17 protein-coding genes are annotated in these 16,793 nt (G+C 36.0%); 2 read left to right on the forward strand and 15 right to left on the reverse strand.

Annotated elements, in window-relative coordinates; genetic code table 11:
- Nucleotides 1-60: 60 nt before the first annotated feature.
- Nucleotides 61-1,044, reverse strand: a complete 984-nt coding sequence (locus ACWA1F_RS21130) for an SDR family NAD(P)-dependent oxidoreductase (protein ID WP_456896667.1) — start codon at nucleotides 1,042-1,044, stop codon at nucleotides 61-63.
- A gap of 434 nt (nucleotides 1,045-1,478) precedes the next feature.
- On the opposite strand from ACWA1F_RS21130, the gene ACWA1F_RS21135 reads away from it, so the two are divergent.
- Together ACWA1F_RS21135 and ACWA1F_RS21140 are read left to right on the forward strand one after the other, a co-directional pair.
- Nucleotides 1,479-1,850: a nuclear transport factor 2 family protein gene (locus ACWA1F_RS21135; protein WP_456896669.1), complete on the forward strand. Its 372-nt coding sequence runs from the start codon at nucleotides 1,479-1,481 to the stop codon at nucleotides 1,848-1,850.
- 206 nt (nucleotides 1,851-2,056) lie between these two features.
- Nucleotides 2,057-2,680 carry a hypothetical protein gene (locus ACWA1F_RS21140; protein ID WP_456896671.1) on the forward strand — a complete coding sequence of 208 codons (624 nt, stop codon included), beginning with the start codon at nucleotides 2,057-2,059 and terminating at the stop codon, nucleotides 2,678-2,680.
- 17 nt (nucleotides 2,681-2,697) lie between these two features.
- Here the strand turns inward: ACWA1F_RS21140 and ACWA1F_RS21145 are convergent, their stop codons facing one another.
- The 14 genes from ACWA1F_RS21145 to ACWA1F_RS21210 all read right to left on the reverse strand — a co-directional run bounded on the left by ACWA1F_RS21145 (nucleotide 2,698) and on the right by ACWA1F_RS21210 (nucleotide 16,789).
- Complete coding sequence (locus ACWA1F_RS21145; RefSeq protein WP_306156337.1) at nucleotides 2,698-2,925, reverse strand: hypothetical protein; 228 nt, start codon at nucleotides 2,923-2,925, stop codon at nucleotides 2,698-2,700.
- Between the two features lie 212 nt (nucleotides 2,926-3,137).
- Complete coding sequence (locus ACWA1F_RS21150) at nucleotides 3,138-4,634, reverse strand: autotransporter outer membrane beta-barrel domain-containing protein (protein WP_456896674.1); 1,497 nt, start codon at nucleotides 4,632-4,634, stop codon at nucleotides 3,138-3,140.
- Between the two features lie 37 nt (nucleotides 4,635-4,671).
- Nucleotides 4,672-6,468 (reverse strand): T9SS type A sorting domain-containing protein, encoded by a 1,797-nt coding sequence (locus ACWA1F_RS21155; protein WP_456896676.1) that lies wholly within the window; start codon nucleotides 6,466-6,468, stop codon nucleotides 4,672-4,674.
- A gap of 44 nt (nucleotides 6,469-6,512) precedes the next feature.
- Entirely contained in the window at nucleotides 6,513-6,680 is a 168-nt protein-coding gene (locus tag ACWA1F_RS21160) for a hypothetical protein (protein WP_306156340.1), read from the reverse strand.
- A gap of 29 nt (nucleotides 6,681-6,709) precedes the next feature.
- A complete protein-coding gene (locus ACWA1F_RS21165) occupies nucleotides 6,710-6,853 on the reverse strand; it encodes a hypothetical protein (RefSeq protein ID WP_456896678.1) in 144 nt (47 codons plus the stop codon).
- Between the two features lie 219 nt (nucleotides 6,854-7,072).
- Entirely contained in the window at nucleotides 7,073-7,531 is a 459-nt protein-coding gene (locus ACWA1F_RS21170) for an RNA methyltransferase (RefSeq protein WP_456896680.1), read from the reverse strand.
- Nucleotides 7,532-7,673: 142 nt separating this feature from the next.
- Complete coding sequence (locus ACWA1F_RS21175; RefSeq protein ID WP_456896682.1) at nucleotides 7,674-8,795, reverse strand: hypothetical protein; 1,122 nt, start codon at nucleotides 8,793-8,795, stop codon at nucleotides 7,674-7,676.
- A gap of 91 nt (nucleotides 8,796-8,886) precedes the next feature.
- The gene (locus ACWA1F_RS21180) at nucleotides 8,887-10,449 is read right to left on the reverse strand and encodes an eCIS core domain-containing protein (protein WP_456896684.1); all 1,563 of its coding nucleotides are present in this window, start codon (nucleotides 10,447-10,449) and stop codon (nucleotides 8,887-8,889) included.
- 50 nt (nucleotides 10,450-10,499) lie between these two features.
- On the reverse strand, nucleotides 10,500-11,039 hold the full coding sequence (locus ACWA1F_RS21185; RefSeq protein WP_456896686.1) for an HNH endonuclease: 540 nt from the start codon (nucleotides 11,037-11,039) through the stop codon (nucleotides 10,500-10,502).
- A gap of 51 nt (nucleotides 11,040-11,090) precedes the next feature.
- A complete protein-coding gene (locus ACWA1F_RS21190; protein ID WP_456896688.1) occupies nucleotides 11,091-11,648 on the reverse strand; it encodes a hypothetical protein in 558 nt (185 codons plus the stop codon).
- Between the two features lie 6 nt (nucleotides 11,649-11,654).
- On the reverse strand, nucleotides 11,655-13,022 hold the full coding sequence (locus ACWA1F_RS21195) for an ATP-binding protein (protein ID WP_456896690.1): 1,368 nt from the start codon (nucleotides 13,020-13,022) through the stop codon (nucleotides 11,655-11,657).
- Nucleotides 13,012-13,935 carry a hypothetical protein gene (locus tag ACWA1F_RS21200; RefSeq protein WP_456896692.1) on the reverse strand — a complete coding sequence of 308 codons (924 nt, stop codon included), beginning with the start codon at nucleotides 13,933-13,935 and terminating at the stop codon, nucleotides 13,012-13,014. Before ACWA1F_RS21200 ends, ACWA1F_RS21195 begins: the two co-directional genes overlap by 11 nt.
- Nucleotides 13,936-14,002: 67 nt before the next feature.
- Nucleotides 14,003-14,842: a hypothetical protein gene (locus tag ACWA1F_RS21205; protein ID WP_456896694.1), complete on the reverse strand. Its 840-nt coding sequence runs from the start codon at nucleotides 14,840-14,842 to the stop codon at nucleotides 14,003-14,005.
- Nucleotides 14,843-14,854: 12 nt separating this feature from the next.
- Nucleotides 14,855-16,789, reverse strand: a complete 1,935-nt coding sequence (locus ACWA1F_RS21210) for a hypothetical protein (protein ID WP_456896696.1) — start codon at nucleotides 16,787-16,789, stop codon at nucleotides 14,855-14,857.
- Between the last annotated feature and the right edge of the window lie 4 nt (nucleotides 16,790-16,793).

Below are 16,793 nucleotides of genomic sequence, written 5' to 3' on the forward strand. Positions count from 1 at the left end.
TGTTTGAAATGAAGCATCTGGTATTTTTTTATGTTTCTATAAAAAAGTAATTGAAATTAGTTAAAACTTTTTATTTAGAAAAAGTAATGCTGTGCTGACGGCTATTCCAGCAAACAAAGTTATAGCAAGAGGAGATGTTTTATTTAAATTTGGATTTCCGTAAACGCGAAGCGGTTCTTGCGAGTTCTCCAGAACATTTCCAGGATTCTCTTCTTTATTATGGTTCAATTTCATTTTTAGCCTCAATGCCGCAGATGCTGTATTCATTACTGTTTTAGGAAACATTTTATACGTTTTGGTAAGCGTCGCTGCTTTTAGGTCTGGAAAATGATCTTTTTTAGGATTTTTAGCCAGATTAACGATTGCGGCAGCCGTATCACGCGGATCAGAAGCTATAAAAGGAATCTGTATGTCGAAACCTGAATACTTTGCGGAATGCAAATTGCCAGTTGAATTCTGCAGTTGCGGATACAGATTGCTGATATGAATATTTTTATGATTGGATATTTCGCCCTGAAGGCATTCCATCATTCCTCTGATTCCGTATTTCGTTGCTGAATAAACGGCACTGTAAGGGGCAGGCATAAATCCGCCAATCGATACATTATTAATCAGAATGCCTTCATTTTGTTTTTTGAAAATTTTGATTGCATTATAAGCACCGTGCATATATCCGAAAAGATTGGTTTTAATAACCTGCTGATGGATTTCCATCGGAATTTCTTCAAATTTTCCGCTGGCCATTACTCCGGCATTATTGACCCAAATATCAATTTTTCCATTTATAGTAAGGGCTTCTAAAGCTACCTTCTCAACATCTTCAGCATTTGACATATCTGCAGAAATGCTGATTGCTTTTATAGGATATCTTCGGCAGTTTTCCGTTGCAGCATCTAATCCTTTCTGACCTCGAGCCACGAGCACAACATTGCATCCTTCATTTGCAAAAGCTTCTGCAGTTGCAAGACCGACACCGCTGCTTGCTCCTGTGATTACAACATTTTTTCCTTTAAGGCCATTGTCCTTTGTTTGAAAGTCTTTCATAATTTTATTGTTTTAATATGCACTAAAGATTTAATTTAGAAAGCTATGGATTTAGCCGTATAGCTTTAGTTGCTTCAGATGCAATTTTTTCGTTAGTTCTCGATGAGACAGTTTTTGATTGGAATTTTTTATCACATGTCCTTGTGTTTGAAACGATGTTTTTATTATTCTGTGTAATCATGTTGCATGTTTTTAAATTAAAATAAAATAGAGAATGTCATTTGTTTTCTCTCTTTTTATCATGGCTTTTATTTGTAAGTAACTAAATTACAGTTGTTATGGTGTTTCTGTCTTACACAAGCGACTAGGAATCTTATTAAATTTTCATGCTGAATCTATTAAATTTTAAACTATTTTAAAACTGTGTTAAAAGTCTAAGAGCATTGTAATATAAATCTGAACTTTACTATACTGTTTAATTTAAAAATGATGATATGGAAACGCAGATAATGGAATTAGAAAAAAAGTATTGGCAAGGAATGGAAAATAAAGAGTATGAAACAGTGAGAAACCTCACCAGTTTTCCTTGCATTGTAGCAGGAAAAAATGGCGTGCACAGCATTGATGAAGCCAATTTTAAAAAGATGTTTGAGTCGGGAGAAGGAGATAAAATAAAGGTTTTAAATTTCTCTGATTTCCATTCGCAACAACTGGATGAAAACAATGCCGTAACAGCTTATATAATAGAATTAGGAAAAGATGGTGGAGGAGAACAGTCTTCAAAATGTGCCTGCACTTCGGTGTGGATTAAGAAAGAAAACAAATGGCTCTGTGTACTTCATACAGAAACGGAACTGTCGAAATAATGAAAATCAAATTCTAAAATGAAGCCTGAGAAAACTATTTCTTAGGCTTTTTTATTGGAAATTATGATGTGATTGTAAGCCAGAAAAGAAATCTAATTGTTAAAACTGGACCATTATGAAGAGCGTATATCTTTATACTTTTACAGTGTAAATGCAATGAATGATTTATTTAATCGAATGTTTATCATATCTAAATAATTATAGCGATGTCAAAATTTCATCTTAATATTCAGGATTTAGTTCAGGGAGAGTTCAAATTGCAGAAAGTTAATGTAGCATTTGTTTTTCAGGTCAATTGCCCTGGTTGTTTTATATACGGAATTCCCATAATGAATGAGATCAGCAGCTTGTTTGCAGATAAAGCTGGTTTTATTGGAGTTGCTACTGCTTTTGAAGATTTTCAGTTTAATAACGAAGAAAACTTAAAATTACTGTTAGCTGATGGTACGCTGGTGGGAGAGACAAAAAAGTATTACAATTCAAATTACGGTGTTTCCAATTATTCAGAGCCTTTAAATTTTCCAGTAACTTTTGATCGAATGAGCAAATCGGAAGATTTTTTCAATTCTCCATCTTATGATATAATGTGTAATTCGATTCCTGATTTTACCTCTTTTTCTGAAACAGAGCAGCAGATTTTAAAGCAAAAAATAAAAGCGCATTATGCTCAGATTCCTCTTATTGGTGAAACATTCACGATTAATCAGCTTAGAGGTACGCCATCATTTATTATTTTTGATGACAATTTTACTATTTTAGGACATTATTTCGGTCATCAGAGTCAAGAGGTTTTAAAAGCTAAATTAGCAGAGTTGGTGGAGAATGTCTAATAAAAAGTTATAAAAGCTTATTCCATTCTTGAATCAATAAACTCATTTAGGATACGCTGAACAGAAGCTTCCACATCTCCTGCAATAAGTTCAGAAGATTTCAAAAGATAATCATCGACGAAAGCAAAAGCGGCCTTTTCGGTTTCATTGAATCTTTCAGCACTATCTTGCGCTGCCGATAAATTATAGCGGAACTCCAAAAATGCTTTTAATTCCGACTCAAATTGTTCTATGGCTTCATTCATTGGAGTATAAATTTAAGTTGACAATCTTATGGTTTCAATTGTAATTTGTTATAGTGCAACAATTTAGTTTTAAAATAAAGCTGAAATGTTACAGTTCTTTAGTCTGATGTTATAAAATTATATTGTCAGATTAAAAACCATTAATAAAAGTAAAAGCAGCTGATAGATTTATCAGCTGCTTTTTGCATTTGTAAATTTACTGTTTTAAAATTTTATCTCGCGCTAAGGTTTAAAGATACCGTTGACATATTTCCTGATCCATCATAGCGTTCTGCCCAGATTTCAATATAATCGTTGGTTTTTAGCTGGACTGTGCCTACAACTGGAAGTGCGAGAATACCAGCAGTGGATAAGAAACCAGTAGAAGGTTTTCCGTAAACTTTGGTATCGGTAAGTACTACTCCGTTTCTGGCGATATATAGAATCAAAGTTATATCTGTACCAGAGCCTTGATAAGAAACGGAAGCTGATACTTGAAAGTATCTAGTCTTGTTTCCTTTATAAGTAATTCTGTTATTACCGTCCTTAGAGAAACGAAATAGATTATTTGAGGTGGTAGTTCCGTTTAATTTAATTCTAGTTCCTGTGCCAGTACCAGTAGGGAATGTTGTGATCACTCCAGCGCCCACCGCAGCATCCAGATTAATATCACCTGTAGCATCAGCATCGCCTTCTCTTGGAATGCCTGGAGCATCAACCGTCCACGCTGTACTAAAATTATATCCTGTGTATGTGGAAGCTGCAGGGTAACGGTTAATGTATCCTCCCGCATTGGTAGTGCTGCCTGAGAAAACTGTACCGAGAAGCACTCCTGTTCCAACAACTAGCGAAGCGTTACTTACGTCCATGGCGACGTCTGCACCGTTTAAAGTGCTAAAACCGCTGTTTTTCTGAATTAATCCGAAAGTGTTCGTGAAGGTTTCAAAAGTGCCATTATTGCTCGACGTCCAAGCTTGATTGTTAAGCAAAAGGCTTCCGATATTGGAATACGTGATACCATTTGTATTATTGACAAACTGAATGATATTGCCAAAATAAAGCCCAATTCCTGATATTGTGCCAACACTAGTGGTCATTCCGTCAACCACAACGTTCTGCACAAGAAATGAAGACGCAGTTGCGGCTCCAGGGCCATTAATGGCAAAGGCACTTGCACCTTTCAAAGTAACGTTTCGTAAACTTCCTCCAGTATTGCCCTGAAAAACAGCTCCTCCTGTATAGGATAAAATATCTTCGTTAGCATCTAGACCTGCGACATAAGCATTGTTTATATTAATTGGACGTGCAAGAGTAATGGTTCCGTTGATTTCATACAAAGTGTTACTAGTAAGAAGGTAAGCAGTTCCTCCACCTGCTGCAAGTTCAGGAGCCAGATCAGCTGCTGATTTTACGAGTTTGTAATTATTTCTTTTAAGAGCACTTTCGTTAGCCATTTTTATCCAAGTTGCCGTAAGCGTATTATAGAAATAAAAAGCCTTATCTGTGGTATCAAAAACCAACAGACTTTCAGCAGGAGTTGTAATCGCCGTGCGTTGCGCTGTAGTCATTCGCGGTGCCAGCATTCCTTGTGTTGTTGAGGTGATATCCAGTATCGAAGTAGCATCTGGAGTAATAGTTCCGATTCCGATTTGCGCTTGTGATACTGCCGATAGTAAGAAAAAAAACAGCAGGGTAATCGTCTGGTAGGATAAAGTAGATCTTGTATACATATGCTTTATTTTTAGTTTATTATTTTGCTTCAGCAGTTTATTTATTTCCGCTATTGGAGATTATTACTTTTTTGGTGATTCGCTGATTTTCATCTGTCAGAAATTCGGCAATATACACTCCGTCGGACAAGCCATCAGTTGGGAAATTATAAGAAGGCTCCACATTTAAATCTTTTTTTGAAATCACCGCTTTTCCTGACATGTCGAATAAAGTGAAAGATTTCACCGTGAGTGTTTGCGGATTGGAAACTTTGATATTCTTACGTTTGCTGTCCTGATAGATTGTAAAATTTTGCACGTCAAGATTTTCATCTACTCCAAGAGTCTGATCTGTAAACGCTATAAAAAAACGGTCTGTGTAAGTGCCTGGTGCAGCCAGTATTTCATAAGATGCATTTCTGATTTCGTGATAAGAATCATCAGATTTATCATAGAGATATACAGATTGTGAAGCATCAATATTAACTGCTTCCGATACGTGAAATTTCAAAGTGCTTGCTTTGGATGCTTTTACAGAAAGAGGAATCTTTTTATAAGCATCAAAATTTACACCTTGTATAAGATAAGCTTTGTCTTCAATCCAGAAATTAACGTCATCGGGCAGGTCTAAAGTCATGTTTAATGCGTCTATTCCAAGATCAGGTCCGTCTGTTGCCTCATCGAGAAAGGCAAGAGCAAGTTGTCTGGTAAACTGGTTATTGATTATGGTGTTTAATCTAAAATAAGAAAGAGGTTCAACTTCTTCTGTTTCTTCAGTTTCAAGCTGTTTCTGTGCTTGTTTTTCAAACTGAGATAGTCCTGTTGTTTCCCTGATAAAAACGCGGTGAGCATTTTTGAAAGTGACATTTCCATTAGTAGTTCCGTTAAGTAAGAAACCTTGTCCGATTTGAGCATATCGGCGAAGCTGTACTGTTCCTGATCCAGTTCCTGGACCGGGATTGACTGTTCCATCCTGATTGTAGGCATTAAAAGCTGGCGGAACATAAAGCCCTTCAGCAGTAGTGTTGACAGCAGCATAAGAACCATAACCTCCGCGGTAAGCGCTTAGGTAATGCGAATTTACGGTACGATCCTGTTGCCAAAAATAAGCTGTTCCTCCCGTAAGGGCAAGATTGTCAGGGTCCCGCAAAAAGGCATTGAGATGCAGAACCGAAGGATAAGGATTTCCAGTCAGCGTGGCACTGCCAGCTCCGAGCGCGACTGTAATATTTCCGTTGTTTGGTTTTCCCCTAAAATCGTAACGCTGAGCACCGCCCGGATTATTAGGAACTCCCATACTAGCTGGATCGAGCATATCGGTTCCTGAAGTGCCCTTCATGGTAAAACCTTCGCCTGGAGCTATAGTAGAAGCTGTTCCAACCGAAATCCATTGGGAATAATTATTGGCATTTATCAGTTTATAAATCCAATGAGATGCTATAGCAAGCGGACTAGCAGTTCCGTCATAACTTCCCGTAGGCAATAGCGTAGCAGGAGTAAAAGCGATTGGGCCGTCTGGGCGTGAGAGCAAACCGATACCAAAACTGGTATTTCCCGAAGTGCTAGAAGGCGTTCCGACTGGAGAACACCAATAGTTATAATCAAAATTGTCAGATGTTCCTTCTTGGTAAACGGACAATGATCCAAGACCAGTGTTGGCTGAAGTAGTGTTTCCGCCCTGAACCAGCTGGGCATCATTCCTTAAATAAAGATTGGAATTAGCATTTAAATTCAAGTTTTGCCCGACGTATAGAACTTGATTTTTAGCATAAATACTGGAATTTGTACTCAGATGCAGTTGAGGAAATCCTTTGATACTGAGCGTTAGAATAAACAGCGTAAATAGTTTTTTCATAATATCTTCTATAAGTTAAACTGTTTTTAAAGTAATGTGATGCATTAAAATTTTCTTCGCGTAATCACGACAACAAATCCGAGAATAAGACCCGCAGCGAGTAACTTAGAAGAATGTGTATCAATCGGAAGAACGGGATCATCATCAGGAAGACCAGGCGGCGGCGGACCTCCTCCCTGTGCATACACCGCAGTCGAAAAAAGGAAAAACAAATAGAATACGGAGGTTAGTTTTCTGATGTTCATAACGCTGCTGGATTTACGTTGATGTCGCCAGCAATAATTAAGACGTTATTTTTCTGGTTGTTACTGAATTCTGGACAGCTTTTCAAAACGGAAAATGGAAGAACCATTAAAGTAGGATGGTAGATTGAATTTTTCAGCATAAGTCTTGGGGTTTAGTGAAAAAGACAAAGTTAAAAATCGAATCAGATTTCACTTACATAATTCTTCCTTGGAGTTACATAATTCCCACTAAACAAGTGGATTGTGAAATTTAGATTCATATCAACAAAAAAAGTCAAACTGTTTTACCAACAATTTGACTCTTTATTTTATTTATTTTTGAGATAAAATCGCTTTACAGATTTAAATCTCAAATTTTATTAAGAACGGGGTTTAGACAAATTCCTATCATACATAACAATAGTCCCCGCCACAGCTACATTTAAACTTTTTTCTGATTTAAATTTCACTAAATGATGGCATTTCTCCATCGCTTTTTTAGGTAAACCATGATCTTCTGCGCCTAATAAATAAACACATCGTCTAGGATGTTCGAAGGTTTCTAAATCTACAGCTTTATCAGATAGTTCAACCCCAACTAGGCGTGCTCCTTTTGGCAAATTATCAAAAAAAGCTTCGAAAGTATCGTAATGAAAATACGGAATTGCTTTTACAGCATCATGAGTATCACAAGCTTGTTTGGCATAACGATTACCAATAGTAAAGATAAAAGTAGCCCCCAAGTTTTGAGCCGAGCGCCATAAAACACCTAAGTTTTCTGGCGTTTTACCATTTTGTATTCCGATGCCGAAGTATTCGTTTATAAAATTATCATTCATGGCACAAAAGTACAAAGTGTAGGTAGATAAATCAATTTTTTATGGAGAGAGTGAAACAGAAAGATAAAAAAGAAAAAGAGTTAAAATATATTGAAAATAAATATTTTAACTCTTTTAGAATCACTTAAAAAAATGATTGTATTTAACTCTTCTTATAATTTTTTACTACAATATCATATAACGGAGTTGGAGTTAAGTTGTTTACGGTTAAAGGGACATTTTTACAATCTTCACTATCCCAATGTGTAAAATCTGCATTGTCATAGTTAATTGTTCCAATTATGTCATTACTTTGGCTATGTGCACCGTGTGAACCATCAGTTGTTCCAGGAATCCAAACTTTGTCAGCAAATTGAAAGAAGCAAATACCTAATAGCTTATCAGGATTTTTAGCTCCGTATTCAATACTTCCTGCCAATTGTCCGTCTACTACTTTTTGATAATTTGGTTTCAGTCTGTCATGCCCGATTTCTGTGAATAGTATTGGTTTTTGATATTTTTCGTATGCTATATCGACATAACCTTTTCCGCTTGCTTCTGCATTTTCAAAAAGATATTTTCGGTCATTATAAGTTTGAGGAGCCAGGAATAAACGTTTGTTTAAGTTTTTGGCTGTTATTTTGTCTAAAGCCGCAAATAGTGGATCCCAGAAACCAAAGCAGGGATATTTAGCTCCATAAGTGGCAAAATCAACAGGATGACCAATAACTACTTCTCTATAGTTTGGATATTGTGATGCTTCAATATTTACAAATGATGTTGTAAAATCGATACAGTTTTGAGCATCATAACCACTTATCCTTGGTTCATTTCCAATAACAATTCCTAAAATAGCCCTATGGTAATCTGTTTTTTCTCTATTAGAAAAAGAATTGATTAATTTAGGAATTTGTGTGTCTCTATCCTTCAGTCCGTTATCTTTACCTGGCTTTACAAAATAACATGAAACAGATACTAGAACCTTTATATCAAATGAATCGCAATAATCCAGAAAATTCAAATGATTATTTCGTGGCTCCCAATCGTACAATCTTATGAGTTTAACCCCCATATCGGCTAATTTCTGAATGTCGTTTCTGGCTTTATTAGGCCCAGTGAGATCACAGTGGCTTCCACTTTTAGAAGTATATTCTTTTCCCCATAAAGGAGTCATACAGTCGTAGGCTACATCACTTCCAAAGAAGATTAAAGTATGATTTGCAATTGATGGATTGTACCCAGGAGGATATGGTGCATAACATATTCCGTTAAAATTTTTGTTCATAGTGAGTTGTTTTTTTGTGGTTAATATTAGATTGTGTTTGTTTTCTGAATTTTGATGTATTAAGGGAACTCTTTTGTCGGTTAAATTTTAGCTATTTCATCCATTTTTCCATTTGTTTTAACCTCTGGGCATGTCCTAAATTTAAACTTACACCTACATATTTGTGCATAGGGTCCATGATTTCGTGAAATGTGTGTGGATCATTTGATAACATAGTATATACCTGATTGAAGACATAATGACCAGCCAATGCCAGGGCAAATAATTCATCAACATTAGCTCCCGCATCTTGAGCAAGTCGATACATTCGATCCATGCTTCCAGATGCGCCGGCACTAACAGGAATATTTTTAGATCTCGCATACTTTGTCCAATCTTCTTTTTCTTTTAAAGATTGCGTATTGTATCTTTTTTCTCCAGATTCTTCATTTTGTCCTTTAACTGGTGTAAGCTGTCCGTGTTTTGTTACAAGCTTAGGAGTTGTAAATTTATTTTTTCCTATTCTGTCATTATATACATTTGAGACCTGTTTCATACTTGCAAAAATATCAGTGATATTGCCTTCTGGTTTTTGTAGGGTTTCTTTAAAAGCTTCTAATGGTGGTTTAGCATTAGGGACTTTTGTTGCAACACCACCAGATCCAAAAGCTCCCATTAAAGAAGCATAATAATTAAAATTGTATGGAGTTCCTACGTAATTCCAAAGTCCTCTGTATGATGCGCTTGAGTCTTCCCAAAATCTTTTTCCGCCATGTTTTTTATCAAAATTTGCTTTTTCTTGTTCGATATAATCGAATATTTTTACGGCAAGGCTATTCATATGTACCTTTATTTTGTTGCTATCAGGAATTTTTAGAGCCAAATCTGTTTCTTTTTTCAAATTTTTTTGCGAACCCACATCTCCTTTTAAAGCCATTGCCAATTCCTCGTAATCCTCATAATTTTTGTGTAGTCCAGATGAAAGTCGGAAGCCAAATATAGATCTTGGTCCCGGAGCTCTTACCCAAGTTCTAAGTAAAATTAGCTCAGAAGCGCTAAGAGATGCTTTAGTTTTAGTAGCTATTTCATGATATAGAAATGCAACATCCAATTTACTGCTATATGTCTGACCATTGATTTCTACTATTCGTTGTATAGGTTGCGTAGAATTATTTTTCTTTTGAGAAACTGAACTATTGATTACGGTATTTGTATTTTCTTTAGATTTCATTTGCAAAGCCTTCGCTCCCATAACATCAGCTTCCTTCTCCAAACCTATGTCATCATTTACATTTACTTTACCCTTCATTTGTAAAGTAGGCTTTACCCGTCCTTGTTTTTGCTGTACCACATGCCATGCCTCATGAGCTAAATGTTTTTCCTGTCCAGATGCAATGTGGATATCTGTTCCTTGCGCATAGGCATGTGCATTGAGTTGTGCAGGCTTATTTGAGTTATAATGAACCTTTACATCATCCATAGAATGGCCAGAAAGGTTTTCTATTCCCGATTTGAGATTTTCGGGAAGACCGGTATTATTTTCTTTTTTTTGCAAAATAGAAGAGGGACGATTGTCTTGTAATGCTATTGCCTTATTTTGAACAATTTCTATACTGGAGCTATTTACACTGGATTGGGTTGACTTTAAATCAGTTTTGTCGGTTGAATATTCCATAAAACACTAATTTTAAATGGTTATTATCATTTTGAGATTTAAATGCTTAACTATCTATTTGGCTTACGTTTGTAATCTTTTGCTACTTTTTTTCCGTGTAATGCACGATATTTTTGTCTACCAGTCTTTCCAACATATGCTCTGTTTCCTCGAGAGGTATTGCAGGTTCCGCAATATACTCTGCCGTTTCTCATGTTATTTCTGCCGCCTTTAGAAGCTGGTTGTATATGATCAATATGAAATTGCCCATCGCCCATTCTTCGCCCTTTAAATGTAGCATAATGTATTAGTGCATGCTGAAATCCACAATTAGTGCAGGTATGAAAGCCTTTGTATTTCTTTTTGTTTGCGGCTAACTTTTTTGCGCGCTGCTTTTGATCAAATTTCATCAATTGCACAGCATTAGAATTAAAATTGGCAATGGCTTGATTAGATTTTAATTGTCTGACAGAAGTGCTGTTATCTTTTATAGCTGAAGATGAAATACGATTATCGACTAATTGAAAAGTACTTTGGGTACTCTTGTTTGTCACATTGCTTGCAGATGCTTGAAAATCATTTTCTTTTGAAACTTTACTATAGCTATTCATGATTTTTATCTTTCTATTAAAAACTTAAAATGAAATGTTTATTTGCTAATATTAATCCCTCAACGGCGTAACCTCAACAGGCCCAACGCCGCCCAAATAATTAATTGCCGAACAAAAAGCATGATTGTGAATCATAACTTTTAAACTTTCAAGATCTCGATCAAAATAGGGGAGCGTTACTTTTTTTCCTGTAAGGAGTTTTACCAGATGATCGTTTTCTAAAGGCAAAATTTTGAATAGAGGTTTTCGAGCGGCATAAAAAAGATTTTCATCATCGGTTATAAAAGAAACCTCTCCACGGTTTTCTTTTAGTTTTTGGCGGTTATTTTTTAATAAAATAATAATCTGAGCTTCAATTTTATTAACGGTTGTGTCTATATGCTTCTCATTTGTCTGTATGGCCAGATAAAGATTCTGACTCGTAATTAAATAGCCATTTATAAAAACAGCATTATTTTTACTGCAATAATTTAAAGCCATTGCAATTATGGTGTTTACATAGTTGAGGTCGAAATGCTTCTTCCAATTCCCAATTTTAAGTTTCACTTCATGACAGTGCAATTTGGGCTTGGTAATAGTAACCTGAATAATGTTTTCTTCCTTTTTCATAAGCCATCAATTCATTTGAGTAACCACAAGTGTTTTATTCTCTTTTCTAAATTCTCGTCTAATGCCTTCCAGTAAATCCTGTTTATTGACGACCGTTTCATTTTTCTGAATCGCAGCCAAAGCACAAAATCGCAACACATTAATAATCGCTCCGCCCGCAAGTTCATAGTTCTCGGCGATGCTTTCAATATCAATATCGGGGCTAAGCTGGCATTTTCCAGAGAATGCTTTTTCCCATAACAAAATTCTTTCTTCAGCGGTTGGCATCGTAAAATGAATCATCGATTGAAATCTTCTAGAGAAAGCTTCATCCATATTTTCTTTTAAGTTGGAAGCCAAAATCACAACACCCGGAAAATCTTCAATTCTTTGCAATAAATAACCCGTTTGCTGATTGGCATGCCGATCGTTTGAAGATGAGGTAGTAGTTCTTTTTCCGAAAAGAGCATCGGCTTCATCAAAAAATAAAATCCAATCTTTGTGCTGTGCAACATCAAATATCTTAGAAAGATTTTTTTCGGTTTCACCAATGTATTTAGAGACAATCATAGAGAGATCAACTCTGTAAACTTCTCTATTGGTGCTTTTTCCTAGTAAAGTTGCGGTAAGTGTTTTTCCAGTTCCGGGAGGCCCATAAAAAAGCGTTCGATAGCCGGGTTTTATTTTATTTTCAAGACCCCATTCTGTCATCAGCGTTTCGCCATGATTGAGCCAAGCATTAATTTCCATAACCTGATCCATGACATGTTCTTCCAAAACCAAATCGTCCCAGTTTAATTTGGTCGAAATTTGCTGAGCGGGAAACGAAACGCTATGTTCGAGTTTAGGCAAAGTTCCCGTTATAAAAAATTGTAACCAGCGCTCGTTAATCGAAAGAAGCTGATTTAAAACAGGCACATTAGAATCGGAACTTTCTAAAACTAAAACCTGTTCTTTTGCTAGAATATTGGTGTTGTTGAGAATCTGAAGCAATTCGATCCTTAATTCAGGATTTACAGCAGTAATTAGAAAAGACAAGGTTTGGCCTGTAGGTAAAAATCCGCTGTGGGTTTTATTGATGACACCGCCAAATTCGGTAAAACCACGATCGTACATGGCATTTTTGCTAAAGAAAATATCGAGAACTTCAGGCTTAATCTGAGGCGCGAGAATCAAAGCAAGACAAAGCCTTTCGTAAAGATTCAAATCCCATTCTTCAATTTTTTTGTAATAAACGCTATCTTTAGAGTCATCATCAGCTTCGGGCAATGGAATATCCTGCCATCGATTTTCATGGCCTTCCTGAAGGAGATAACTGCAGATAACTTGATCGATTACTTTTTGCAACCAATCCATTTCATCATACAAAACAAGAATATTGGAATTAGTTTCCATACGCTCCAAATAGTTTTTCTACATCGTCAAGATTGGCATCGGTCCATTTAAAATACAATAAAGCTGTATTAGGATTTAACTCATTGCATTGCAGCATATCTAAGTAAAAACCTTGCGCGTTTTGCATCATCATTTGAGGATTATAATCGATATCATTATGAAAATTAGATTCAAAAAAGGTATCTGTCCATTCGTTCGCATCATTTTCTTTGGCAATAAAATCACTGATGAAATAAGAGAGCTTTTCATCTTGAACGACTAATTTTTTAGCTTTAAAATAAGCGGGTTTTCTTTTGGTTTCCCTATGATAATATTCAATATCCTTTGATTGGATTGTTTTGGTATTGGGGTGTCCAAAAATATCTGATAAACCAAAATTTTCTGCTTCGCAAGCCAATTCCAATTCTGCATTTGTTTCTCCTGCAATAGCGAGAGTGGTGTTTTTGGCAGTAGCGCTTTCAGTTACTACATAAAGTTCCCTGAAAGAATATAGGGTTTGCGTGAGTTTTATAATTAACTGCTGCTGGATATCATTCCAATTATTAATTTTTACAGATTCAGGTTCTTCGGCTTTAAAGATGAAACTTCCTTTATGGGCAAAAGCCAATATCTGTTTGCTGAATTCAAAATTTCCATCCATAGATCCATGTGCCTGTGATCGTCCTGAATAAGGTTTTGAAATTCCATCGCTAAAATTCCAATTGGCTTCATTTAAAGCAATCACACTGCTAATATCTGCGTCGTGATGCGAGATAATGCCATTGCGATAAATGTTTCCCAAAAGAATGATTTCTCCGTTTTTAATCTGGAAATAATCGCCTGGAAAAACGCTTTTATTCAACGGTTTTGTTGGCAGAAATCCTCCAGTTTTGAGATAAAACTGTCTGTAAAAATTCTTGTTAGTATGATTCATGACCTTAAGAATTATGGATTAAAGTCCACTGAATCCAATATTGGAACAGTGGACATTTTAATGTGTTTTAAGAGGCATAAGCAGCCGCAGTTGCCGCAGCTAAGCTAGATTGAAGTGACTGAAGTTTAACCTGAGCTTTATTTAAATTGGCCGTCGCAATACTCAATTGTCTTGCTGTTTCGTCATTTGCATTATTAGCTTTTTCATAAGTAATCTGAGCATCTTTGTAAGCATTATACAATAACCCTCTAATCGAAGTGTCTGAAGCTGGCTGTGATGTCAACGAGGCATCTATAGATTTTTCGTCTGTTAAAGTCAGATACAATTTAGCAGCCTGTCTGTTTTCAAGCGTAATCGCTGCTTCAGACTCCAGAACTGCAGCTTCTGCAGCCAACGTAGATTTTAAAGCAACCAATGTTAGGGCAACTGCATTATTAGCGTCTGTACCAGCAGTGCCGATTCTCGAAATCAAATCGTCTGAAATTAGCGGATTAAGCGCTTTCTTGCGGATAACAAGATTGGAAAGCTTATTAATTATTTCTACAGAATAAATTAATTTAGTGATTAAATCGCTAATATTTTGGCTAACGATTCCCGCGTCTTTAGTGGCAATTGTCGTTTTAGAAAAAGCATTATTCGAGTTAAAAGCTAAATCGGAAGCATTTTGAATGACCTGATCGATTAAGTTTTTATTGCTTAACGCATGCGAACGATTGCTTTCTGCAACCAATAAATAGCCTTGATATCTAGTCGCTTTTTCATTCAGCGAGGTAACAATCGTTTGCTGTTGCTGTACAATTGCAGCAGCATCTGTCACTTGATTTTTTAGTAAATCTAGTTCTGCTTTCTTTTTCTCTGTAATCCCGTATTTCTGCAATTTCGGGCCTGGTGCTATTTGAGTTTCCATAGAATTGTAGTTTTATTTAGTTGATGGATTTTGATTTTCTTTTGTAGAATAAGGTATTGGATCCGTATTTTGCCAATCTGAAAGACTGTTGGTGTATTGGCTTTTGTTGTTTTCGCTGCCTTTGTAATAAGACAATACAACCGGAATGTAATTTTTATCCTCAATCAGCGGATTTCCGAAATTATCCGTAGTGGTGCCATCTATATGCACAGCATAACTATTATCCGCTTTATGATGTCTGGCACTCGTAAAGTTTCCGGCTGGAATGTTTTCTGCCAAGTTTAAATTGAAGTAAAAAGCTTTTGAGTTTTTAGCCGGTTTTGGAGCTTTGTCTGTAAGCTCTTTCAGTTTAGCATTCAATTCAGTTGATAGCGCTCTTGCAATACGCAATTTCTCTTTTGCATCTGCCAAAGCTGTTTTCAGACTAGCATTTTTTTGTTTTTCCTGATCCGAATCTTTGGCATTTTTATCCGTATTTGCGGTATTCGCAGAAGTATTTAAAGCTTCTATTTCGCTAGTATATAAGTCAATATCTGCTTGAACGATTTTAATTTCTTCAGTTAATTCACTAGTTTCAATTTTAAAATCAAGCGTGTTCAAATCTTCATTTGTAGCAATATCATCAGGATAAGGCAGGAAGAAACATCTGTAATCGACTTCATTTGATTTTAAAATTTCTTTTTCAACATTGAAAGTAACTTTAGACAAATCTTCTGAAGATGATTTTCTTGAAAATCCGAAACCTTGAGCACTTTTTAAAGTATAAGTCAATGCAAATGTTTCAGAAGGAGCAGACAGGTAATCGTCAAACGTATTGATTTCTTTTTTGTAGTTTTCAGAAAAAGTGATCAAAAGAAAAGCAACATAATTTTGACCCAAAACCAACGGATCATTGTCTGCATCTCTAAATTGCTTGTAAGCTATTGTAGCTTTGTATTTGCCTTTTGCGTCTGGAGTTTGAGTAGCAGGAATGCTCTTGCACTGATCTGCATTGCCAACTAAATCTTCTGCATTAGAAACATTAAAGAATGATTTTTTACTGTCTTTTACCAAAATCAAATTATAGCTTAACACAGGCGCTTTTAAGCCAGTATTTGGATTTTCTGGATCTCTATCTTCTGGAGTAAAAGGAGTTTTATAAGCATCAAAAGAAATATTGAAATTCCCAGCAGCAGGATCAAAAGGTTTCGGAATTTCGACAATTAAACTCTGGTTAAATTGCTCGTTGTTATAACAATATGCTTTTTTAGAAGCTTCATATTCCACTTCATTGCATTTTATCGCACCTTCTGCCGCTCTTGTCGCAATGCTAGCTTTAGCTTTAGTGTCGTTGTCTACCGTTAACACTGCCGTAATTGACGTTAAGTCAGCTGTAGTAACCTGCAATAAATTGTTTACAGAAGCATTCGTTAGCTTAGCTCCGTCGGCTACAACTGAGGTTGAAACTTCAGAAATAGAGGCCGTTGCTTCCATCGCAAATTGCGAAGTCTGCTCTGCCTTATAAGCTGTTTTATTGATGAGGTTGTATGCCACGCGAGCTTGCTGGTAAATTTGAGTTCCATAATCGGCCGCATTTATAATACTGTAAATACTGCCAATGTCGCTCGCCAGACGCACAACCGAATTGGCCGCAATTTGTATGTTTGAAGCACAAACCGCCATATTGGTAACCGATTGTGTAACATACGTTTTTTGCTGATTTGCAGATAATAACAGGTTGTCTGCCATGTTTTTATTCTTTACCACAACAGTATTGATAAGCTGTTTTTCTTGGTATAATTTTGTTGTTGCATCGAGTTTTTCTTGTGCAATAATTTCGGCTCCTTCGGCATAATAAAGCGTAAACATTGAGTTGTTCAATTCGTTGCTCAATTGCTTTTTGGTCATTTCTTGGCTTTCTAATGAAGACAATACACTAGAATGCAGATTTTCATTGTAAGTGTTCATAATA

The sequence above is a fragment of the Flavobacterium erigeronis genome, assembly GCF_054075165.1.